Consider the following 20,630-nt stretch of genomic DNA (forward strand, 5'->3'; position numbering starts at 1 on the left):
TTCCGGGAGAACCCATGGCGCTGCAACCCGATGACCTTCTCGATGCCTGCGGTCTGCCTTGCCCGCTGCCGCTGCTCAAGGCCAAGCAGGCGCTCTCTCGCCTGGCGCCCGGGCAATTGTTGGAGGTGCGAGCCACCGATGCCGGCTCCTGGGCCGATTTCGAGACCTTCGTGGCGCATAGCGGGCATCGCCTGGAAGCCCGCGAAGAGCGCGACGGCGTCTACCATTACTGGCTGCGCAAGGCCGACGGGGACAGCGCCTCATGACCCTCAGGTCCGTCTTCAAGGGCTGGATCGAGCACTATTTCTCCGACGAGGAGGCGGTGATCCTGCTGGTGGTGCTGGTGCTCGGCTTCGCCGCAGTGATCTGGTTCGGCAAGATGCTGGCGCCCTTCTTTACCGCCCTGGTGATCGCCTTCCTGCTGCAGGGGGCGGTGAACTGGCTGGAGCGCCGTCGCCTGCCCCATCTGCTGGCGGTGATCCTGGTCTTCCTTGGCTTTATCGGCCTGCTGCTGGCCATGGCCCTGATCCTGATGCCGCTGATCTGGAATCAGCTGGTGACCCTGCTCCAGGAGATACCGCGGATGTTCGCCAGCAGTCAGCGGTGGCTGGATGAGCTGCAGATGCGTTACCCCAACCTGGTGACCCCGGATCAGGTGCAGGAGTGGATCGCCATGGCCGGGCGCGAGCTGACCCAGGTAGGGCAGCGGGCCCTGAGCCTGTCACTGGCCTCCCTGGGCAACTTGCTCGATCTGATCATCTACCTGGTGCTGGTGCCGATCCTGGTCTTCTTCATGCTCAAGGACCGCGAGCGGCTGGTGGGCTTCCTGCTGTTGATGCTGCCTCGCCGGCGCGACCTGATGACGCGAATCTGGCGGGAAATGGATGCCCAGATCGCCAACTATGTGCGCGGCAAGTTTATCGAGATCATTATCGTCGGCAGCGTGGCCTTCCTGACGTTCGCCTTCTTCGGGCTGCCCTATTCGGCGCTGCTGGGGGTACTGGTGGGTTTCTCGGTGCTGGTGCCCTATATCGGCGCCGCCGTGGCCACCCTGCCGGTGGCGGCGGTGGCGGGGTTCCACTTCGGCCTGAGCGACCAGTTCCTCTATGTGGTGCTGGCCTATGGGGTCATCCAGGCCCTGGACGGCAATGTGCTGGTACCGGTGCTGTTCTCCGAGGCGGTCAACCTGCATCCGGTATCGATCATCGTGGCGGTGCTGTTCTTCGGCGGCATCTGGGGCTTCTGGGGGATCTTCTTCGCCATTCCCCTGGCCACCCTTCTCAAGGCGCTGGTCTATGCCTGGCCGCGGGGGATCCAGGAGCGCCTCGAGAGCCTATCGGCGAACCAGGGGGACGACGCCTAGCCGCCTTAGCCGGCGAGCGCCTGGGCCGCCTCCAGCACTTCCTGGGCATGGCCGGCCACCTTGACCTTGCGCCACTCCCGGGCCAGCTTGCCGTCGGCGTCGATCAGGAAGGTACTGCGCTCGATGCCTAGGTGCTCCTTGCCGTAGAGCTTCTTGAGCTTGATGACGTCGAACAAGTGGCAGACCGCCTCGTCCTTGTCGGAGATCAGTTCGAAATTGAAGCCCTGCTTGGCCTTGAAGTTCTCCTGGGCACGGATGCCGTCCCGGGAGACGCCGAGGACCACCGTGTTGGCGGCCTCGAACTCCGCTTTGCGGTCGCGGAAGTCGCCCCCCTCGGTGGTGCAGCCCGGGGTGCTGGCCTTGGGGTAGAAGTAGATCACCACCTGCTTCCCCTTCAGCTCGGCGAGGCTGACGGTGGTGTCGCCGGTGGCCTGGGCGGTGAAATCGGGAACGGGCTGACCGATGCTGACGCTCATGACGAGTCTCCTGAGTCGGTGAAATCCATGCGAAGGGGTCGATTACACGCAAGGCCGCCGGCCCTGTAAAGGGCCAATCCCGCTGAGGCCCGCCTTCGGTTCTGTACAGACTTTCGTCGCCTGAGTACCATCTAGGCCTATTGGGCGCCCCGCGCCGAGCCGGGTCGTGCCGCCGAATCGCGGCCAGGTGCCGAGGCGGTCGTCGATTGGAGAGGAAAGATAATGATCACAGGCAGTATCGTCGCCCTGGCGACGCCCATGAAGGTGGACGGCGAGATCGACTGGGAGGCACTGCGTCGCCTGGTCAACTTCCATCTGGAGAATGGCACCGACGGCATCGTCGCCGCCGGCACCACCGGTGAGCCCACCACCATGTCGTTTGCCGAGCATTTCGACGTGATTCGCACCGTGGTGGAGGAGGTCAACGGCCGTATCCCGGTGATCGCCGGTACCGGTGCCAATGCCACCTCCGAGGCGGTAGAACTGGCCCGCTATGCCAGCGAGGTCGGCGCCGATTACTGCCTGTCGGTCTGTCCCTACTACAACAAGCCCACCCAGGAAGGGCTCTATCGCCACTTCAAGGCGGTGGCCGAGGGCAGCCAACTGCCGGTGATCCTCTACAACGTGCCGGGACGCACCTGCTCCGATCTCTATAACGAGACGGTGCTGCGCCTCGCCGAGGTGGACAATATCGTCGGGCTCAAGGATGCCACCGGTAACCTGGAGCGGGCCCAGGAGCTGATCGATCGGCTCAAGGGCAGCGACTTCATGCTCTATTCCGGCGACGACGGCACCGCCTGCGACTATATGCTGATGGGCGGCCACGGCGATATCTCGGTGACCGCCAATGTGGCGCCCCGGGCCATGCATGATCTCTGCGTCACCGCCATGGCCGGCGATGCCGAGCGGGCCCACCAGATCAATACCCGACTGATGCCGCTGCACACCGTGCTGGGCGTCGAGTCCAATCCGATTCCCGTCAAGTGGGCCCTGCACCGCATGGGCCTGGCCGAGGCCGGTATCCGCCTGCCCCTGACCTGGCTCTCGGAGAAATACCACTCCACGGTGAGCGAGGCCCTGCAACTGGCGGGTCTGATCGAATCCTGAGACCGGGCGACACCGGCAAGACAACTCAAGGTGGATGCATGAACCCTGCGCTGAAATGGACCCCGCTGGTCGTGGCTCTGGCCCTGGCGACCGCCGGTTGCGCCCGCGATGGTTACTATCATGATCGCAACCTCGACTACGGTGAGGCGGAGATCGCCGAGCCGCTGCGGCTGCCGGGGGGAGGCGATGCCGTTGCCGGCGCCATGCCCGTGCCCCAGGGGCGCATCGCCGCCTCAACGGAGGGGGCACCCCGGCCGGCGGCGGGCAGCGCGGTGCGCCACACTCCCGAGGCCTTCGTCGAATCCCGGGAACGCGGCGATGACCGCTGGCTGGTGGTGGCCGCGGCTCCCGCGGCGGTGTGGCCGATGCTGGAAGAGTTCGTCGAGCGCCAGGGCCTGACCGTGACACAGCGGGACGCCCGCCAGGGGATCCTCGCCACCCCCCAGGGGCGCTTCACGGTGCAGAGCGCCCTGCGCGGCGGCGCCAGCGAGGTACGCTGCGAGGCCGCCGGGCGCAGTCATGCCGCCTGCCTGAGTGCCCTGGCCGGCTATTTCGAGATGCAGGGACAGAGCGCCAGCGCCTCGGCCCTGGCCGCCAGCGCCGAGGCATCGGCGGCGCTCCTGGCGGTGCAGCCCACCAGCGAGGGATGGGCGCTGAGCGTGCCGGCGGACGCCGAGCGGGTCTGGAGCGAGCTCGATTATCAGCTGGCCGGCCGCTTCGATGACGCCGACTTCCAGCGCCTGCTGGAACGCGACGCCACGGCCCGGGAGTTCCGGGTCGCCTACCTGCCGCAGCGCCTGCGTGGGCAGGGGGAGGGGATGCTGGCCGCCCTGGCGATCTGGCGAGATGATCCCGAGCCCCGGGCGGTGCGCCTGCGGGTCGAGGGCGCAGGAAGCGAGGGTAGCCGGGTCCGCATCATCGAGGGGCTCGACGGCGCGGATCAGCGCGAGCTGCTGGAGCGCCTCGCCGACCTGCTGCGCTGATGGACGAGGCGAGTCTTCCCGAGGCGGGGCGCCTGAGCTTCGCCTCCCTGGGGAGCGGTAGCAAGGGCAATGCCACCCTGGTCAGCGACGGCGAGACGCGGTTGCTGATCGACTGCGGCTTCACCATGCGTGAGGCCGAGCGGCGCCTGGCCGCCCTGGGCCTGCACCCGCGCCAGTTGGATGCCATCCTGGTCACCCATGAACACGGCGACCATATCGGCGGCGTCGGCCCCCTGGCCCGGCGTCACGATATTCCGGTCTACCTGACCCCGGGCACCTGGCGCGCCGGTCGCCTCGGTCGGGTGCCGCGGCATCACTGGATCACGCCCCAGGCGCGTTTCGTGATCAAGGGGCTGGAAATCGAGCCGGTGACCGTACCCCATGACGCCCGAGAACCGGTACAATTCTGCCTCTCGGGCGCCGGGCGCCGACTGGGGGTGCTTACCGACCTGGGCCACCCCAGTGCCCATGTGGTGGAGGCCTTTCGTGGCTGCGACGCGCTGATCCTGGAGTGCAATCACGATCGCCGGCTGCTCGCCGAGGGGCCCTATCCGCCGAGGCTCAAGCGCCGGGTGGGGGGCGACTGGGGCCACCTGGCCAATGTGCAGGCGGCCCGGCTACTCCAGGGGCTAGGGCTGGATCGCCTGCAGCGCATCATCTGCTCCCACCTCTCGGAGCATAACAACCGCCCCGAGCTGGCCCTGGAGGCCCTGGTGCCGCTGCTCGACGGCGACGACGCCCGGCTGATGGTGGCCGCCCAGGACGAGGGCCTGGGCTGGCAAACCATCGCCTGACCCTTAACACCGCTGCCGATGCCGGTCAGCATGTATCCGCGTTCCTCTTCGGAGATCCCCATGGAAAAGCGTCAAGAACTCTACGCCGGCAAGGCCAAGTCGGTTTATCTCACCGACGACCCGGATCGCCTGGTGCTCACCTTCCGCGACGACACCAGCGCCTTCGACGGCAAGAAGAAGGAGGCCCTGGCTCGCAAGGGCATGGTCAACAACCGCTTCAATGCCTTTATCATGGAGAAGCTCCAGGCGGCGGGCATCCCCACCCACTTCGAGACCCTGCTCTCCGATACCGAGTGCGTGGTCAAGAAGCTGGAGATGATTCCGGTGGAGTGCGTGGTGCGCAATATCGCCGCCGGCAGCCTGGTCAAGCGGCTGGGCGTGGACGAGGGCCAGGCCCTGACGCCGCCCACCTTCGAGCTGTTTCTCAAGAACGACGAGAAGGGCGACCCCATGATCAACGAGTCCCTGGCCGAGACCTTCGGCTGGGCGACCCCCGAGCAACTGGCCGAGATGAAGGCGCTGACCTTCAAGGTCAACGCGGTGCTCAAGCAGCTGTTCGCCGACGGCGGCATGCTGCTGGTCGACTACAAGCTGGAGTTCGGTCTCTTCCACGGCGAGATCGTGCTGGGCGACGAGTTCTCCCCGGACGGCTGCCGCCTGTGGGACGCCGAGACCCGCGAGAAGCTCGACAAGGACCGTTTCCGCCAGGGCCTGGGCGGGGTGATCGAGGCCTACGAGGAAGTGGGCCGCCGGATCGGCATCGACTTCGCCTGATCCCGTCGCCGCACCCGAGACAACGCCCTCCTTGTGAGGGCGTTGTCGTCTTAGGCGGGGACGATCTCCACCACCCGGAAGCCGTCGTCCTCGGCGCGAAAGCGCACGTCGATATCGCGCAGGCGCACGCCATAGAGGCGCTCGGCGTCGGCCTTCTCGCGGTGGTAGGCGGGGCGCGGGTCCTGGGCCAGCACCTGGCATATCAGCGCGCTCAGCTCGTCGCCGTCGGCGCGGCGGGCCAGGGTCGCCCGGGCCGCCGCCTCGAAGCCCACGGGGACTTGGGGCGGCGCCTCGGGAGCGAAGCCGGCGCGGGCCTCGGGGTGCGCCTCGGCCCAGGGCAGGTAGGGCTTGATATCCAGCACCGGGGTGCCGTTGACCAGGTCGCAGCCGGCCAGGTGCAGGCGCACCCCGTCCCGGGTATCGATACCCACCAGCTCCACCAGGGAGAGGCCCAGGCGGTTGGGGCGATGGGTGCTGCGGCTGGCGAAGACCCCCACCTTGGCGTTTCCTCCCAGGCGCGGCGGGCGCACCAGGGGCGTCCAGCGCGCGGGGCTGTGGTGGAAGACGAAGGTCAGCCAGAGGTGGCTGAAGGCGTCCAGGCCGCGCACCGCCAGGGGGTCGGCATAGGCGCCCTCGAGCACCAGCTCGGCGCGGGCCGCCGGGGCCAGGCCCGGCTGGCGGGGGATGCCGAACTTGTCCGGGTAGTCGCTCTCGATACGGCCGATGGCCTCCAGGGCGAAGGTCTGGCTCGCCGGTGACGTGACCATGCCCTAGCGGGCCTCCCAGGTCTCGGTGAGGCGCATCGACAGGTCGATGGCCTCCACGCCCTTGGTCAGGGCGCCGCTGGAGATGCAGTCCACGCCGGTCTCGGCGATGGCGCGAAGGGTGGTCTCGTCGACATTGCCGGAGGCCTCCAGGGTGGCGCGGCCGGCGGTGCGGGTCACCGCCTCGCGCAGCGCTCCCAGGTCGAAGTTGTCGAGCATGATGATATCGGCCCCCGCGGCCAGGGCCTGATCCAGTTCGTCGAAGGTCTCCACCTCCACCTCCACCGGCAGGTCGTTGGCGATATCCCGGGCCTCCCTCACCGCCGCGGCGATACCGCCGCAGGCGGCGATATGATTCTCCTTGATCAGGAAGGCATCATAGAGGCCGATACGATGGTTATGGCCGCCGCCGCAGGTCACCGCATACTTCTGAGCCAGGCGCAGCCCCGGCAGGGTCTTGCGGGTATCCAGCAGGCGAACCCCGGTACCCTGCAGCAGGTCCACATAGTGGCGGGTACGGCTGGCGGTGGCGGAGAGGGTCTGCAGCAGATTGAGCGCCGCCCGCTCGCCGGTGAGCAGGGTGCGGGCCGGCCCTTCCAGCTCCAGGAAGACGCTATCGGCTTCCAGGCGGTCGCCGTCGGCGGCGTGCCAGCGCAGGCTGACCCGGGCATCCAGGCGGCGGAAGATCTCGTCGACCCAGGCCACGCCGCACAGCACGCAGGCCTCCCGGGTCAGCACCCGGGCCTTGGCCCACTGCTGGGCGGGGATCAGCTCGGCGGTGATATCGCCGGGGCCGACGTCCTCCGCCAGCAGCCGGGCGGCGGCGTCACGAATCTCTTCGGCGAGGGCTTGGTGGTAATGCATGGGGCCTGGCTCCGGGCTGGTGAGGGGATATGCCATACTGGCCGCCATTATAGGGAATCGAGGTCGGGGGAGGCGAGATGATCGAACAGGGCTGGTGGCAATCGGCGCGGCGGGTGATCTCGCCCAACCATAATGCGCGGCCGACGGGAGAGGTCTCGGCGGTGGTGCTGCACTCCATCAGCCTGCCGCCGGGGGAGTTCGGCGGCGAGCATATCGAGCGCCTCTTCACCAATACCCTGGACCCCGAGGCGCACCCCTTCTTCGCCGAGATCGCCGGCCTCCGGGTCTCGGCGCACCTGTTGATTCGCCGCGACGGCGAGGCGGTACAGTTCGTGCCCTTCGATCGGCGTGCGTGGCACGCCGGCCGCTCACGCTGGTTCGACGGCCGGCGCTGGCGGGGCGAGCTCAACGACTTCTCGGTGGGCATCGAGCTGGAGGGGGACGAGGTCTCCCCCTACCGGGACGCCCAGTACCGCACCCTGGCCCGGGTCCTCGCCGACCTCTGCCATGCCTATCCCGAGATCACGCCTCGACGCTTCACCAGCCATGCCCGCATCGCTCCCCTGCGCAAGACCGACCCGGGGCCGGCCTTCGACTGGGCCTACCTGAGGCGCTGCCTGGCGGCCGAAATCCTGTAGCTTGACTACAAGGCATTGCGCCTTGGTCTAGGCTGTCCCGAGGCAGGCACAACGCCTTGTGTTGCAGTGCAATGACGTATGTGGAAAAAATTTCCATATTCGTTGTCATTGGCACAAGCCAGCGTTTGCGGTATCTTCATGCCGGAATTCATGCGTCATCGACGCCGGTCTGTAAAGAAACTACAGCCTACCTTTTCCGGAGATGCGGCCCACCAGAAGGCCGCGCCCGCACTGAAGAGCGCCACACGCCCCTCGACCCCCGGGTGAGGGCAGACTGACAAAAAATCTTCATTTGGAGAGACGTCTATGAGTCTGGAGGCAAGAGAAGATCTTGATCCGGTCGAAACCCAGGAATGGTTGGAATCCCTGGAGTCCGTACTGGATCGCGAGGGCGAGGATCGCGCCCAATACCTGCTGAGCAACCTGGCCGACCGTCTGCGTCGCGATGGCATGCAGGTACCCTTCTCGGTGACGACCCCCCACCGTAACAGCATCCCGGTGCACCGCGAGGCGCACATGCCCGGCGATCTGTTCATGGAGCGGCGTATTCGCTCTTTGATCCGCTACAACGCTATCGCCCAGGTGATTCGCAACAACCGCGCGAACCCGGGCGTGGGCGGCCATATCGCCAGCTTCATGTCGGCGGCGACCCTCTATGATGTGGGCTTCAACCACTTCTTCCGCGCCCCCAACGGCGATTTCGAGGGCGACCTGGTCTATATCCAGGGCCATGTGGCGCCGGGCATCTATGCGCGTGCCTTCCTGGAGGGGCGTCTCTCCGAAGCGCAGATGGACAAGTTCCGCCAGGAAGTGGATGGCGATGGCCTCTCCTCCTATCCGCACCCCTGGCTGATGCCGGACTTCTGGCAGTTCCCCACCGTCTCCATGGGCCTGGGGCCGATTCAGGCCATCTACCAGGCCCACGTCATGAAGTACCTGCACTCCCGCGAAATGAAGGACATGCACGATCGCAAGATCTGGTGCTTCATGGGCGATGGCGAGTGCGACGAGCCGGAATCCCTGGGGGCCATCCACCTGGCCAGCCGCGAGAAGCTCGACAACCTGATCTTCGTGATCAACTGCAACCTGCAGCGCCTCGACGGCCCGGTGCGCGGCAACTCGCGGATCATGGACGAGCTGGAAGGCGTTTTCCGCGGGGCCGGCTGGAACGTCCAGAAGGTCGTCTGGGGCCGCTTCTGGGATCCGCTCTTCGAGCAGGACAAGAAGGGCGTGCTGCAGAAGCGCATGGACGAGGCGGTCGACGGCGACTACCAGAACTACAAGGCCAACGGCGGTGCCTACACCCGCGAGCATTTCTTCGGTAAGTACCCGGAGACCGCCGAGCTGGTCAAGGACATGTCCGACGAGGACATCTGGCGCCTCAACCGCGGCGGCCACGACCCCTACAAGGTCTATGCGGCCTACCATGAGGCGGTCAATAACGCCAACGGGCGCCCCACCGTGATCCTGGCCCACACCGTCAAGGGCTATGGCATGGGCGCCGACGACGGCGAGGCGGCCAACGAGTCCCACCAGCTCAAGAGCATGGAGTACGAGGCCCTCCAGCGCTTCCGCGACCGCTTCGGTATCCCCATCACCGACGAGCAGCTCAAGGACGTGCCGTACTACAAGCCGGCGGACGACTCCCCGGAAATGAAGTACATGCACCTGCAGCGCGAGCGCCTGGGCGGCTACCTGCCGAGTCGTCGCAGCGACTTCCAGGCGCTGGAGATCCCCTCCCTGGAGGACAAGATCTTCGCCTCCCAGACCGGCGGCTCCAAGGGCCGTGAGGTCTCCACCACCATGGCCTTCGTGCGGGTCCTCAATGGCCTGGTGAAGGACAAGAAGATCGGCAAGCAGGTGGTACCGATCATCCCCGACGAGGCGCGCACCTTCGGCATGGAGGGCATGTTCCGTCAGCTCGGTATCTACACCTCCGAGGGGCAGAAGTACGAGCCGGTGGACAAGGGCCAGATCATGTTCTACCGGGAGGACAAGAAGGGCCAGATCCTCGAGGAGGGCATCTCCGAGGCCGGCGCCATGTCCGCCTGGATCGCCGCCGCCACCTCCTACTCGAACAACAACCTGACGCTGCTGCCGTTCTACGTCTACTACTCGATGTTCGGCTTCCAGCGTATCGGTGACCTGGCCTGGGCCGCCGGCGACCTGCAGGCCCGAGGCTTCCTGGTCGGTGGTACCGCCGGGCGCACCACCCTCAACGGCGAGGGCCTGCAGCACCAGGATGGCCACGGTCATATCCTGGCCTCCACCATCCCCAACTGCCGCAGCTATGACCCCACCTATGCCCACGAGGTGGCGGTGATCGTCCAGGACGGCCTGAAGCGCATGTTCGCCGACAAGGAGAACTGCTTCTACTACCTGTCCGTGATGAACGAGAACTACGAGCATCCGGAGCTGGAGACCATCCCGGCCGAGGAGATCATCAAGGGCATGTACCTGCTGCGCGAGACCCAGGGCGAGAAGGGTCGCGTTCAGCTGCTGGGCTCCGGCACCATCCTCCGCGAGGTCGAGGCCGCCGCCGAGATGCTCGCCGAGGAGTGGGGCATCGGCGCCGATATCTGGAGCGTCACCAGCTTCAACGAGCTGCGTCGCGAGGCCCTGGAAGTCGACCGTCAGGCCTTCCTGCATCCGGAAGACGCGCCCGGCAAGCCGCATATCACCCAGTGTCTGGAAGGTCGCGAAGGCCCGGCCATCGCCTCCACCGACTACATGAAGCTGTTCGCCGACCAGGTGCGTGCCTGGGTGCCCACCGACTACACCGTGCTGGGTACCGACGGCTTCGGGCGTTCCGATACCCGCGAGAAGCTGCGTCACTTCTTCGAGGTCGACCGCTACTTCGTTACCGTGGCCGCGCTCAAGGCGTTGGCCGACCGGGGCGAGCTGGACCGCAAGGTGGTCAGCGAAGCGATCAAGAAGTACGGCATCGACCCGAGCAAGCCCAACCCCTTGTCGGTGTGAGCCGTTGACCAGCTAGCAGCAGGCGCCGGCCGGTGCGACCGGCGCCTCCCCAGACGGGAGGCGGCGCCTGCGGCACGCAAGATTCGAGAGGAGCGCGACCTTGAGTAGCGAAATCATCAAAGTCCCCGACATCGGCGGAAGCGAAGGTGTCGAAATCATCGAGATCGCGGTGTCCGAAGGTGATGTGATCGAGGCCGAAGACACCCTGATTACCCTGGAATCCGACAAGGCCAGCATGGACGTGCCGTCCCCCAAGGGCGGCAAGGTCGTGAAGATCCTGGTCAAGGAGGGCGATAGCGTCTCCGAGGGTGACGATATCCTCGAGCTGGAAGCCGAGGGTGGCGGCGACGCCGAGCCCGAGCCGGCCCAGGCCGAGCCGCAGGCGTCCGCCCCCGAGGCGCCGGCCGCCGAGGAAGCCAAGCCCGCGGCCAAGCCCGCCGGTGGCAAGCAGACCGTGGAGATCCGGGTCCCCGACCTGGGCGGCTCCTCGGAGGTGGAGATCATCGAGGTGGCGGTGGCCGAAGGCGAGGAGATCGCCGAGGAAGACACCCTGATCACCCTGGAGTCCGACAAGGCCTCCATGGACGTGCCCAGCCCCCATGGCGGCAAGCTGCTCAGCCTGGCCGTCAAGGTTGGTGACAGCGTCTCCGAGGGCGACCTGATCGGCACCGTCGAGATCGAGGGCGGCGCCGAGGAGGCCGCCCCGGCGCCGCAGCAGCAGGCCGCCCCGGCCCAGGAAGCGGCTCCGGCGCCCGCCGAGGAGGCCCCGGCCGCCGGCGGCGAGCCCCAGCGCAAGGAGATCCGGGTCCCCGACCTGTCCGGTTCCAGCGACGTGCCGGTGATCGAGATCGCCGTGGCCGTGGGCGACGAGGTGGACGAGGAAGATGCCCTGGTCACCCTGGAGTCCGACAAGGCCTCCATGGACGTGCCGAGCCCCTACAAGGGCAAGATCGTCGAGCTGTCGGTGAAAGAGGGTGACACCCTCAGCGAAGGCGACCTGATCGGCGTGATCGAGACCGCCGGCGCTCCCGCCGCCCAGCCGGCCAAGCAGGCCGCCCCGGCCCCGCAGGGCGCGGCGGAGCCGGCCAAGCCGGCGCCCCAGGCCGCCAAGCCCGCGGCACCCGCCGCCGGCCTGGCCGCGGGGCAGCCAGCCACCGGCCAGGCCCGTGACGGCAAGCGCGTGCATGCCGGTCCGGCGGTGCGCATGCTGGCCCGCGAGCTGGGCGTCGATCTCACCCAGGTGACCCCCAGCGGGCCCAAGGGGCGGATCGTCAAGGAGGACCTGCACGGCTACGTCAAGCAGGTCATCGCCAACCAGGGCAAGGGTCAGGCCGCGGCCCCCGCCGCTTCTGGCGCCGGCATCCCGCCGATTCCCGATCAGGACTTCAGTCAGTTCGGCGAGATCGAAGAGAAGCCGATGGGTCGCCTGATGAAGATGGGCGCCACCAACCTGCATCGCAGCTGGCTCAACGTGCCCCATGTGACTCAGTTCGACGAGGCGGACATCACCGAGCTGGAGGCCTTCCGCAAGTCGATGAAGGCCGAGGCGGAGGCCCAGGGCGCCAAGCTCACGCCGCTGCCCTTCCTGATCAAGGCCTGTGCCTTCGCGCTGCGCAAGTTCCCGCAGTTCAACGTCAGCCTGAAGAGCGACGGCGAGACCCTGGTGCACAAGAAGTACGTGCATATCGGCATCGCCGTGGACACCCCGGATGGCCTGATGGTGCCGGTGGTCCGCGACGCCGACAAGAAGTCGCTGATCGAGCTGGCCAAGGAGACCGTGGAGCTGGCCGGCAAGGCCCAGTCGAAGAAGCTCAAGCGCGAGGAGATGACCGGTGGCTGCTTCACCATCTCCAGCCTGGGCTCCATCGGCGGTACCGCCTTCACGCCCATCGTCAACGCCCCGGAGGTCGCCATCCTCGGCGTCTCCAAGGCGTCGATGAAGCCGGTGTGGAATGGTAGCGAGTTCGCGCCGCGGCTGATGATGCCGCTGTCGCTCTCCTACGACCACCGGGCGGTCAATGGCGCCGATGCGGCGCGCTTCACCGCCTTCCTCGGCCAGGTGCTGACGGATATCCGTCGCCTGTTGCTGTGAGTTAGGCCGGACGCGAGTCCCGCCAACGGCGCCCGCTGGGCGCCGTTGGCGTTTGTGGTCATGCAAAAGCGACATGGACGATGCAACGGCGTCCAGACCAAAGTGCTAGTGGTGGCACAACGTCTTGTCGCTCAAGAAGAAAATCTTCCGGCGCCGGGATGGTGCGACAGCTTGCCGGCTTGTGTCGCCGTCGCCGCCCGGGTATCGTCTCCGAATTCCATTTTTTCGATAAACTTTCTCAACTCGTCTCAAGGAGCATGATTGATGCGTCTTATCCTGTTGGGTGCCCCCGGGGCCGGCAAGGGAACCCAGGCTCAGTTCATCTGCGAGCGTTTCAAGATTCCCCAGATCTCCACCGGGGACATGCTGCGCGCCGCGGTCAAGGAAGGCAGCGAGCTGGGTCTCAAGGTCAAGGAGATCATGACCAGCGGTGGCCTGGTCTCCGATGAGATCATCATCGCCCTGGTCAAGGAGCGTATCGCCCAGCCCGACTGCGAGAACGGCTTCCTGTTCGACGGCTTCCCGCGCACCATTCCCCAGGCCGAGGCCATGAAGGACGCGGCGGTGAAGATCGACCATGTGCTGGAGATCGCCGTCGAGGACGAGGAGATCGTCAAGCGCCTGGCGGGTCGCCGCGTGCACCCGGGCTCCGGCCGCGTCTATCACGTGGAGTACAATCCGCCCAAGGAGGCCGGCAAGGACGACGTCACCGGCGAGGCGCTGATCCAGCGTGACGACGATCAGGAGGCCACGGTGCGTAACCGCCTGGCGGTCTACCATGACCAGACCGCGCCCCTGGTCGACTACTACCAGCAGTGGGCCAAGCAGGACGCCGCCGCGGCCCCGGCCTATCACCGGGTCGAGGGCGTGGGCAGCGTCGACGAGATCACCCGTCAGGTGATCGAGGCCCTGGAGGGCTAAGTCGCGCCCCGCAGGTAATATCACGGGCTCGCCATTGGCGGGCCCGTGTCGTTTTCCCTGCCGGGTGGGCGGCGTATATAATGCCGCCTCCACCCTTCACGCCCGTGACCGCCCTATGTCGACCCTGCTGGCCCTGGATGCCTCCTCGAGCGCCTGTTCCGCCGCCCTCTGGCATGACGGCGAGGTGACCGCCCGCTTCGTGGTGGCGCCCCGCGAACACACCCGTCGGCTGCTGCCCATGGCCCGGGAGCTGCTGGCCGAGGCGGGGTTGCCGCTGAGCGCCCTGGATGCCCTGGCCTATGGCCGTGGACCGGGCTCCTTCACCGGGTTGCGGATCGCCGCCGGCGCCGCCCAGGGCCTGGCCTATGGCCTGGAGCGACCGCTGCTGGGGGTCTCGACCCTGGCGGCCCTGGCCCTGGCCGCCCATCGGCGCCTGCACCTGCGCCATGTGCTGCCGGCCCTGGATGCGCGCATGGGCGAGGTCTATGCGGCGGCCTACCACTGCGAGGCGGGGCGAGTCACCCTGATCGGCGAGGAGGCGGTGCTGCCGCCTGAGCGCCTGACCCTGCCGGCAGGACAGGAGGAGCGGGATTGGATCGGCGTGGGCTCCGGCTGGGCGCTGTGGGAGGCCATGCCGGCCACCCTGCAGGCCGGGGTGGGCCAGTGCCTGGTGGACGAGGAGCCCGGCGCCGAGGCGATGGTGCGCCTGGCCGCCGAGGCCTTCGCCGCCGGCGAAGGCGAGGCGCCGCATCGGGTGCAGCCGATCTATCTGCGTGATCAGGTGGCCTGGAAGAAGAGCCGATGAGCCCGGACGAGGCGCCGCCGAGCCTGGCGGTGGCCGATGCCGCCCTGGCCGAGCGGCTGGGCCTGCCCCGGGGCGAACGGGCGACCCTGGTGCTGCGCCACGAGGCGGGCCGGCTGGTGCTGGCCGGCGATCCCAGGGTCTACGGCAAGCCGCTGGCGGTGGACTTCCTGGCCGGCAAGGTGGCCCATCGTCGTCAGTTCGGCGGCGGCCGAGGCCAGCTGGTGGCCAAGGCCTGTGGCCTCGGCAAGGGGGTGACCCCGCATATCGTCGACGCCACCGCGGGGCTGGGCCGCGACGCCTTCGTGCTGGCCAGCCTCGGCGCCGAGGTACTGCTGGTGGAGCGGGTGGCGGCCATCGCCTCCCTGCTCGAGGACGGCCTGGCCCGGGCCGCCGGCGACCCGGAGGTGGGCGAGATCGTCGCGCGGATGCGCCTGGCCTGGGCCGATGCCGGCCACGAGCTGGCCGCCATCCTGGCGGCCACGGGCTTCCCGCCCCAGGTGATTCACCTGGATCCGATGTTTCCCCACCGCGACAAGTCGGCGCTGGTCAAGAAGGAGATGCGGCTGTTCCGGGAGCTCGCCGGCGACGACGCCGACGCGCCGCGGCTACTGGAGGCGGCCCTGGATACGGCCACCCACCGGGTGGTGGTGAAGCGGCCGCGCAAGGCGCCGCCCATCGCCGGCCCGGCCCCCCAGCATGTGCTGGAAGGCAAGACCAGCCGCTATGATCTCTATGTCCATCGGGCCCTGAAACCCTGACTCGTTAACTCTCCTTCTGTCCGTCGTTATCCTCTCCGGCCTCGGCCAGTAGCATCAGCCGCTGGCGCAGGGTCGAATCGAAGAGGTCCTGGGCGTGCCGGGCGGCCTCCCGCAGGGTGGTGCCATAGTTCACGCGCTCGTCGTCGCGCCATACCCAGCCCTCCGCCTCCAGCCCCTCCAGCAGGGCGGCGAAGAGGCTGGCATCGAAGAATTCCGGGGCCGGCAGGCCGGAGAGCAGCGCCAGTCGCTCGGCGAGCTGGCGCCCCTGGTCGGCCAGGGCCTTGGGGGTGGCCCGGCCGCTGGGCTGGCGCAGCAGCACCGTGAGCAGCAGGAAACCCCGGGCCAGGAAGGGCTCCACCAGGGCGCCGAGCTGATCCAGGGCGGCCTGGTCGGCCAGCGATTGCGGTCGCTGCCAGCTACCGTCCACCGCCTCCAGTAGTCCCTGATCCGTCAGCCGGCAGAGCTGCTCGGTGGTGGCCGCCGTCAGGTCGTCGGGGGCCGTGATGGCCAGCTCGCGCACCAGCAGTGGCCAGATCGGGCTTAGGCGGTGGGTGAGGCTGGCGGCGTCATGGCGTGGGGTATTGCGGAAGGCGAAGGCCACCAGGCCCGGCAGGGCGAAGCCGTGCAGCACATTGTTGCGATACCAGCCCAGTTGGGCGGCCTGGTCGGCATCGGCCACCACCAGTTCGCCGAGGGCCTGGGGCCGGCGGCGGATCAGGCCCAGCCGCTCGGCGTGATCGATCCAGTCGCCGGGGGTGCCCTCGGGGGGCGCCAGGGACTGGCCGGGGCGCGCCTGGCCGAGGCGGGCCAGCAGGCGCAGCTGATGCTCCAGCCGGGGCGTCTCGATGACCCGCTGAGGGGTGGCCAGCATCGCCAGGGCCACCAGGTTGCTGGCGTTGAGGCGGGCGGCGGCATTGATGCGCCGGGAGAGCGTCTGCCCCAGGGCCGGCAAGGCCTGCCCCAGCCAGGCCGGCCGTCCCTGGGGAACGGCCTGGCGCCACTCCGGGGCTCGGGTATCGAGCCATTGATCCAGGATCAGCGGCTCGCCGCAGGCCACCGTCACCCGGCCGAAGGGTTCCCGCAGGCGCTTCAGGGTGCCAAGCAGGGCCAGCGGCGACTCCTTGCGCTTCTTCTCGCCGGCCAGCTCGCGGCGGTAGCTGGCATTCTCCATCACCCGCTCGTAGCCGAAGTAGACCGGCACGAAGGCCAGCGGCCGGGGGCGTCGTTGTTCCTGGATCAGCCGTGCCTGGGAGCGCAGGGTCATGGCCAGCATGCCGGGGCGTGGCGGCAGCAGGCGGCCGCTGCGCGAGCGCCCGCCCTCGATGAAGTACTCCAGGGCGTGCCCCCGGGCCAGCAGGCGATGCAGGTAGGCGTCGAAGACCGCCGCATAGAGGCGGTTGTCGCGGAAGCTGCGGCGCATGAAGAAGGCGCCGCCACGGCGCAGCAGGGGCCCCACGATCGGCATGTCGAGATTGCGACCGGCGGCGATATGGGGTGGCATCAGCCCCTGGCGGTAGAGCACGTAGGAGAGCAGCAGGTAGTCGATATGGCTGCGGTGGCAGGGCACATAGACCAGGGTATGGTCGCCGGCCAGGGCCTTGACCGCCTCCATGCCGGTGACCTCGACGCCATCGTAGAGCCGCGTCCAGAGGCGCTTGAGCAACTGATCGAAGAAGCGCAGCACCGGATAGGACATATTGGAGGCGATCTCGCGACCATAGCGCTGGGCGCGCCGGGTCAGCCGGGCGCGGGAGCGCTCCTGGGCCGCGGCCGCCTCATCGATGGCGCGGCGCACCTCGGGGCTGGCCACCACGCTATCGATCAGGGTGCGGCGGTGGGAGAGGTCGGGGCCCAGCACCCGGGTGCGTACCCGGCGAAAGTGGACCCGCAGCAGCCGCCCCGCCTTGCGGGACGTCAGCTCGGGGCGGGCCGGGTCGTGCAGCTCGCCGAGGCGCAGGGGAGCACCGAAGACCACCTCCACGCTCCTGCCGTTGACCAGTACCGACAGCAGGCGCCACAGTCGTCCGGTCAGGGCCCAGCTGTCCGCCGCCAGCAGCTTCCAGAAGCCGAAGCGTTTGCCGGGGGCGCGGCCCCAGAAGATGCTCACCGGCACCAGCTGGGGATCGGCCCGCGGCGAGTCCGACAGGCCTTCCGTCAGGGTCGCCAGAGGCGAGGACGAGTGGCGGCGCCGCCACCGCCGGCGGCGCGCTTCCGGCAGGCTCAGGATGGCCGAGGTGCCGGGGGGCGCATCGAGGGGCAGGCCATGACGGCGGCACAGGTTCTCCAGCAGCAGGCGATCGCTCAGGGCCCGGTGCGACAGCACATAGCGGACGGGGCGCTCTGGATCGAGGGCCAGGGTATCGGGAGCCGGGTCGCAGTGACGGAGCTCGACCCAGGCGTCGAGCAGACGGCGCAATAGAGCGTGGAGGGGACGCCAGGCCATTCCATTGCCTTCGAGTTCGGGGGTGCCGCACTATTATACGCAGGCGGATCGGCGAAAGGAGAGGCGCATGCGGGGAGTCTGGCGGGACGGCAATCGCTTTACCCTGCTACCGGAGGCGAGCCAGTTCCTGCCGGCCATGCTGGAGGCCCTGGAGGCGGCCGAGTCCTGGGTACTGGTGGAGCTCTACCTGATGGAGTCGGGGCGCCTCGGCGATGCGGTGATCGAGGCCCTGGGGCGTGCCGCGGGACGCGGCGTGCGGGTACTGCTGATGCTCGACGGCTATGGCGCCATGGGGCTGGCCGAGGCGGACCGGCGACGCCTCGCCGAGCTCGGCGTGGCGCTGCGCTTCTTCAATCCCCTGGGGTTCCATCTGCCGCTGGTGCGCAACCTGACCCGGGACCACCGCAAGCTGGTGGTGGTGGACGGCCGCGTCGCCTTTACCGGCGGCTTCGGCGCCGTGGATGACTTCCTCCAGGCCTGGTACGAGGTGGCGGTGCGTATCGAGGGGCCGGTGGTGGCGGACTGGGTGCGACTCTTCTCGCGACTCTGGGATTCCTCCCTGACCCGGGGGGCGGGGGAGGCGGCCCTGGTGCGTGGCCTGCGCCTGGCCCTGGCGGACGATGACGGCTACCAGGGCATGCGTGGCCGGGTGGTCTGGGGGCAGGGCTATCGCTACCAGGCGATTCGCCGTTCCTTGCACCAGCGGGTGCGGCGGGCACGCCGGCGGCTGTGGATCTGCACCCCCTATTTCGTGCCCACCCTGGGGTTGCGGATCCGCCTGGCCCTGGCGGCGCGGCGTGGCGTGGATGTGCGCCTGCTGCTGCCCGGCGAGGCCCACGATCATCCCGGGGTGCGCTACGCCGGCCAGCGCTTCTATGGTCGCCTGCTGCGGGCGGGCATCCGTATCTTCGAGTTCCAGCCCTCCTTTATCCACGCCAAGTTCTGCCTGGTGGACGACTGGAGCTCCATCGGCTCCTGCAACTTCGATCACTGGAGCCTGCACTGGAACCTGGAGGCCAACCAGGAGATCGATGACCCGCGCTTCGCCCGGGAGGTGGCGGTGCTGTTCGAGCGCAACTTCGCCGCCAGCCATGAGATTCACGCCGCCGCCTGGGCCCGCCGCCCCCGCTGGCAGCGCCTCAAGGAGTGGCTCTTCGGTACCCTGGATGGCTTGCTGACCCGGCTGCGTTAACCAAGTGTCGACGAGCTTCGTCCGGAGCAGGACATAGCCATCGGGCAAGGCAGGCGAGCGATTTCACCGGGCCGCCGACGCGCAGTGAACCGGGTAGCGCAAATCGACAGGGATGTCGATTTAGAGGCGGCGAGAGGGACCTCGGTCCGGCTCGTGCGCGTCAGCTGGTGAGCGTAGCGTCGGGGTTTCGGCCCGGAGGTGAGCGGGCCGCCTTGCCCGGTGGCCTGGCTTATCCGGTTGTCCTGCCTTGCACTGTGAGTTGCCGGCTTATCGCTTGCGCTTGGCGCCCTTGCCCTGGCTCTTGGCGCCTTTGTGCTTGCCGCCCTGGCCGCCGGCGGGGCGCTTGCGCTGGGGGCTGGGCTTGGGCTTCTCCGGCGGCACCCGATAGAGCAGATAGAGGTCCAGCACCAGCTCCGGCAACTGGGCCACCAGCTCCTCCAACTGACTGGGGCTGCCGGCCAGTTCGGCCATATCGGGTTCGTCGTCGAAGAGTCCCGACAGGGCCATAAAGGGCAGCAGCAGCGCCGCGGCGCTCTCCTCGTCGCCCTCGAACCAGGCCGCCTCGTCGAGGAACACCGCCTCCATGAAACCGGCGCACCAGTCGCCGATGGGGGTCTCCTCCGGGGGAATGCCATCCAGGGTCAGCTCGAACAGTAGCTCCGGCAGTAGGCCCTGCTCCAGGGCCTCGATGGCGTTATGGCGCAGCTGCTCGAGCAGGGCCAGGACCCGCTCTCGCTCGGCGTCATCGGCGAAGTCGGGCTCGCCCTGGAAGAGTTCGGCGACCCAGGTGGCGGCGGGTACCTCGCGGGGGGCTACTGCCAGGGCCACCAGATAGCCGTGGGTGCCGATCAGGTCCAGGGCATCGGGCCCGACCCGCTCCGAGTCGAAGAAATCATCCAGGTAGTCCAGGGCATCGTCGTCGAGCAGGGGCAGGGGCAGGGGAGTCTCGGACATGGGGCTCTCGCTTGGGAAAGTCGCTGGGGGCCGGGGCAATCGGCTAGGCGCGCTGGACGCCGTTGGTCTGGCTCGGCATTCTAGCATCCATGCCGACACCCGCGCTGCTCACGCCCCCCGCCGAATCGCTCGCCGCCCTGGATGCCGGCGAGCTCGAGGCCTGCCTGCATCGCCAGGTGGAGGCGGCCTGGCGGCTCTGCCGCGAGGTCCACCCCCACTTGCCCCGCCCCCGAGTCTGGTGCGACCTGCGCGGCAAGAGCGCCGGCCAGGCCCATTTCGGGCGCGGTGGCCTGCGCTTCAATCCCGTGCTGCTGGAAGAGAATCGCCACCCTTTCCTGGCCGAAGTGGTGCCCCACGAGATGGCCCATTGGCTGGTCTGGCACCTCGATGAAGGGCCCAGACTGCGCCCCCATGGCCGCGAATGGCGCCAGGTGATGCGCGAGCTTTTCGGGCTGGAACCGCGCACGACGCACCGCTTCGATGTGGGGCGCGCGAGCCCCATGCCCTATACCTACCGCTGCGCCTGTCGCGAGCACGGCTTCTCCGCGCGGCGCCATGCCCTGGCCCGCCGCGGCCAGGCTTATCGTTGTCGACATTGTGCTCAGACCTTGGTCTATGCGCCCGGAGAAGTGGCGAAAAATCAAAAATAAGCTATTGTTATTTAAAAGAAATTTGTTGCTACCAATGTCTAAAGGGCGACCCGGCTTGGGGCGGTATATGCTG

19 protein-coding genes are annotated in these 20,630 nt (G+C 68.1%); 14 read left to right on the top strand and 5 right to left on the bottom strand.

Features of this window, described 5'->3' with window-relative positions:
• Positions 1 to 14: 14 nt before the first annotated feature.
• Positions 15 to 266, top strand: a complete 252-nt coding sequence (locus ACZ5EF_RS02770) for a sulfurtransferase TusA family protein (protein ID WP_346062582.1) — start codon at positions 15 to 17, stop codon at positions 264 to 266.
• Positions 263 to 1,363 (top strand): AI-2E family transporter, encoded by a 1,101-nt coding sequence (locus ACZ5EF_RS02775; RefSeq protein WP_346062581.1) that lies wholly within the window; start codon positions 263 to 265, stop codon positions 1,361 to 1,363. Before ACZ5EF_RS02770 ends, ACZ5EF_RS02775 begins: the two co-directional genes overlap by 4 nt.
• A gap of 5 nt (positions 1,364 to 1,368) precedes the next feature.
• On the opposite strand, the gene ACZ5EF_RS02780 is transcribed toward ACZ5EF_RS02775, so the two are convergent.
• On the bottom strand, positions 1,369 to 1,839 hold the full coding sequence (locus ACZ5EF_RS02780) for a peroxiredoxin (RefSeq protein ID WP_346062580.1): 471 nt from the start codon (positions 1,837 to 1,839) through the stop codon (positions 1,369 to 1,371).
• Positions 1,840 to 2,061: 222 nt separating this feature from the next.
• On the opposite strand from ACZ5EF_RS02780, the gene dapA reads away from it, so the two are divergent.
• Genes dapA through purC form a run of 4 tightly spaced genes read left to right on the top strand, consistent with a single transcriptional unit; the run spans position 2,062 to position 5,497 of the window.
• Positions 2,062 to 2,946, top strand: coding sequence for a 4-hydroxy-tetrahydrodipicolinate synthase (gene dapA / locus ACZ5EF_RS02785; protein ID WP_346062579.1), 885 nt, complete (start codon positions 2,062 to 2,064; stop codon positions 2,944 to 2,946).
• 38 nt (positions 2,947 to 2,984) lie between these two features.
• Positions 2,985 to 3,929, top strand: a complete 945-nt coding sequence (locus ACZ5EF_RS02790) for a lipoprotein, NlpB (RefSeq protein WP_346062578.1) — start codon at positions 2,985 to 2,987, stop codon at positions 3,927 to 3,929.
• Positions 3,929 to 4,723: an MBL fold metallo-hydrolase gene (locus tag ACZ5EF_RS02795; RefSeq protein WP_346062577.1), complete on the top strand. Its 795-nt coding sequence runs from the start codon at positions 3,929 to 3,931 to the stop codon at positions 4,721 to 4,723. The genes ACZ5EF_RS02790 and ACZ5EF_RS02795 overlap by 1 nt, the downstream gene beginning before the upstream one ends.
• A 60-nt stretch (positions 4,724 to 4,783) precedes the next feature.
• Positions 4,784 to 5,497, top strand: coding sequence for a phosphoribosylaminoimidazolesuccinocarboxamide synthase (gene purC, locus ACZ5EF_RS02800; protein ID WP_346062576.1), 714 nt, complete (start codon positions 4,784 to 4,786; stop codon positions 5,495 to 5,497).
• Between the two features lie 50 nt (positions 5,498 to 5,547).
• Here the strand turns inward: purC and tsaA are convergent, their stop codons facing one another.
• Both tsaA and nadC read right to left on the bottom strand, forming a co-directional pair.
• Positions 5,548 to 6,264: a tRNA (N6-threonylcarbamoyladenosine(37)-N6)-methyltransferase TrmO gene (tsaA, locus tag ACZ5EF_RS02805; protein ID WP_346062575.1), complete on the bottom strand. Its 717-nt coding sequence runs from the start codon at positions 6,262 to 6,264 to the stop codon at positions 5,548 to 5,550.
• A gap of 3 nt (positions 6,265 to 6,267) precedes the next feature.
• Positions 6,268 to 7,125, bottom strand: a complete 858-nt coding sequence (gene nadC / locus ACZ5EF_RS02810; protein WP_346062574.1) for a carboxylating nicotinate-nucleotide diphosphorylase — start codon at positions 7,123 to 7,125, stop codon at positions 6,268 to 6,270.
• Between the two features lie 77 nt (positions 7,126 to 7,202).
• Between nadC and ampD the strand changes: the two genes are divergently transcribed.
• From ampD to ACZ5EF_RS02840, 6 genes are all read left to right on the top strand, one after another.
• Positions 7,203 to 7,763, top strand: coding sequence for a 1,6-anhydro-N-acetylmuramyl-L-alanine amidase AmpD (ampD, locus tag ACZ5EF_RS02815; protein ID WP_346062573.1), 561 nt, complete (start codon positions 7,203 to 7,205; stop codon positions 7,761 to 7,763).
• Between the two features lie 306 nt (positions 7,764 to 8,069).
• Positions 8,070 to 10,742, top strand: coding sequence for a pyruvate dehydrogenase (acetyl-transferring), homodimeric type (gene aceE / locus ACZ5EF_RS02820; RefSeq protein ID WP_346062572.1), 2,673 nt, complete (start codon positions 8,070 to 8,072; stop codon positions 10,740 to 10,742).
• Positions 10,743 to 10,842: 100 nt separating this feature from the next.
• Positions 10,843 to 12,834 carry a dihydrolipoyllysine-residue acetyltransferase gene (aceF, locus tag ACZ5EF_RS02825; RefSeq protein WP_346062571.1) on the top strand — a complete coding sequence of 664 codons (1,992 nt, stop codon included), beginning with the start codon at positions 10,843 to 10,845 and terminating at the stop codon, positions 12,832 to 12,834.
• A 264-nt stretch (positions 12,835 to 13,098) separates the two neighbouring features.
• Entirely contained in the window at positions 13,099 to 13,755 is a 657-nt protein-coding gene (gene adk / locus ACZ5EF_RS02830; RefSeq protein ID WP_346062570.1) for an adenylate kinase, read from the top strand.
• 115 nt (positions 13,756 to 13,870) lie between these two features.
• Positions 13,871 to 14,560, top strand: a complete 690-nt coding sequence (tsaB, locus tag ACZ5EF_RS02835; protein WP_346062569.1) for a tRNA (adenosine(37)-N6)-threonylcarbamoyltransferase complex dimerization subunit type 1 TsaB — start codon at positions 13,871 to 13,873, stop codon at positions 14,558 to 14,560.
• The gene (locus tag ACZ5EF_RS02840) at positions 14,557 to 15,318 is read left to right on the top strand and encodes a class I SAM-dependent methyltransferase (RefSeq protein ID WP_346062568.1); all 762 of its coding nucleotides are present in this window, start codon (positions 14,557 to 14,559) and stop codon (positions 15,316 to 15,318) included. Before tsaB ends, ACZ5EF_RS02840 begins: the two co-directional genes overlap by 4 nt.
• 4 nt (positions 15,319 to 15,322) lie before the next feature.
• On the opposite strand, the gene plsB is transcribed toward ACZ5EF_RS02840, so the two are convergent.
• Complete coding sequence (plsB, locus tag ACZ5EF_RS02845; RefSeq protein ID WP_346062567.1) at positions 15,323 to 17,761, bottom strand: glycerol-3-phosphate 1-O-acyltransferase PlsB; 2,439 nt, start codon at positions 17,759 to 17,761, stop codon at positions 15,323 to 15,325.
• A gap of 67 nt (positions 17,762 to 17,828) precedes the next feature.
• Between plsB and ACZ5EF_RS02850 the strand changes: the two genes are divergently transcribed.
• Positions 17,829 to 18,953, top strand: a complete 1,125-nt coding sequence (locus tag ACZ5EF_RS02850; protein ID WP_346062566.1) for a phospholipase D-like domain-containing protein — start codon at positions 17,829 to 17,831, stop codon at positions 18,951 to 18,953.
• Between the two features lie 267 nt (positions 18,954 to 19,220).
• Here the strand turns inward: ACZ5EF_RS02850 and ACZ5EF_RS02855 are convergent, their stop codons facing one another.
• Complete coding sequence (locus ACZ5EF_RS02855; RefSeq protein WP_346062565.1) at positions 19,221 to 19,907, bottom strand: YecA/YgfB family protein; 687 nt, start codon at positions 19,905 to 19,907, stop codon at positions 19,221 to 19,223.
• 89 nt (positions 19,908 to 19,996) lie between these two features.
• Here ACZ5EF_RS02855 and ACZ5EF_RS02860 point away from each other — a divergent pair, with 89 nt between their 5' ends.
• Positions 19,997 to 20,557: a SprT family zinc-dependent metalloprotease gene (locus ACZ5EF_RS02860; protein WP_346062564.1), complete on the top strand. Its 561-nt coding sequence runs from the start codon at positions 19,997 to 19,999 to the stop codon at positions 20,555 to 20,557.
• Positions 20,558 to 20,630 lie beyond the last annotated feature (73 nt).

It is taken from the genome of Bisbaumannia salifodinae (genome assembly GCF_055388505.1).

What these genes read in the sequence shown, in the direction of transcription:
- ACZ5EF_RS02775 (WP_346062581.1), top strand. Translation starts at nt 263, where the DNA reads ATGACCCTCAGGTCCGTCTTCAAGGGCTGGATCGAGCACTATTTCTCC.
- ACZ5EF_RS02770 (WP_346062582.1), top strand. Translation starts at nt 15, where the DNA reads ATGGCGCTGCAACCCGATGACCTTCTCGATGCCTGCGGTCTGCCTTGC.
- plsB (WP_346062567.1), bottom strand. Translation starts at nt 17,761, where the DNA reads ATGGCCTGGCGTCCCCTCCACGCTCTATTGCGCCGTCTGCTCGACGCC.
- ACZ5EF_RS02850 (WP_346062566.1), top strand. Translation starts at nt 17,829, where the DNA reads ATGCGGGGAGTCTGGCGGGACGGCAATCGCTTTACCCTGCTACCGGAG.
- purC (WP_346062576.1), top strand. Translation starts at nt 4,784, where the DNA reads ATGGAAAAGCGTCAAGAACTCTACGCCGGCAAGGCCAAGTCGGTTTAT.
- ampD (WP_346062573.1), top strand. Translation starts at nt 7,203, where the DNA reads ATGATCGAACAGGGCTGGTGGCAATCGGCGCGGCGGGTGATCTCGCCC.
- ACZ5EF_RS02780 (WP_346062580.1), bottom strand. Translation starts at nt 1,839, where the DNA reads ATGAGCGTCAGCATCGGTCAGCCCGTTCCCGATTTCACCGCCCAGGCC.
- tsaB (WP_346062569.1), top strand. Translation starts at nt 13,871, where the DNA reads ATGTCGACCCTGCTGGCCCTGGATGCCTCCTCGAGCGCCTGTTCCGCC.
- ACZ5EF_RS02840 (WP_346062568.1), top strand. Translation starts at nt 14,557, where the DNA reads ATGAGCCCGGACGAGGCGCCGCCGAGCCTGGCGGTGGCCGATGCCGCC.
- ACZ5EF_RS02860 (WP_346062564.1), top strand. Translation starts at nt 19,997, where the DNA reads ATGCCGACACCCGCGCTGCTCACGCCCCCCGCCGAATCGCTCGCCGCC.
- ACZ5EF_RS02855 (WP_346062565.1), bottom strand. Translation starts at nt 19,907, where the DNA reads ATGTCCGAGACTCCCCTGCCCCTGCCCCTGCTCGACGACGATGCCCTG.
- aceE (WP_346062572.1), top strand. Translation starts at nt 8,070, where the DNA reads ATGAGTCTGGAGGCAAGAGAAGATCTTGATCCGGTCGAAACCCAGGAA.
- tsaA (WP_346062575.1), bottom strand. Translation starts at nt 6,264, where the DNA reads ATGGTCACGTCACCGGCGAGCCAGACCTTCGCCCTGGAGGCCATCGGC.
- ACZ5EF_RS02795 (WP_346062577.1), top strand. Translation starts at nt 3,929, where the DNA reads ATGGACGAGGCGAGTCTTCCCGAGGCGGGGCGCCTGAGCTTCGCCTCC.
- ACZ5EF_RS02790 (WP_346062578.1), top strand. Translation starts at nt 2,985, where the DNA reads ATGAACCCTGCGCTGAAATGGACCCCGCTGGTCGTGGCTCTGGCCCTG.
- dapA (WP_346062579.1), top strand. Translation starts at nt 2,062, where the DNA reads ATGATCACAGGCAGTATCGTCGCCCTGGCGACGCCCATGAAGGTGGAC.
- nadC (WP_346062574.1), bottom strand. Translation starts at nt 7,125, where the DNA reads ATGCATTACCACCAAGCCCTCGCCGAAGAGATTCGTGACGCCGCCGCC.
- adk (WP_346062570.1), top strand. Translation starts at nt 13,099, where the DNA reads ATGCGTCTTATCCTGTTGGGTGCCCCCGGGGCCGGCAAGGGAACCCAG.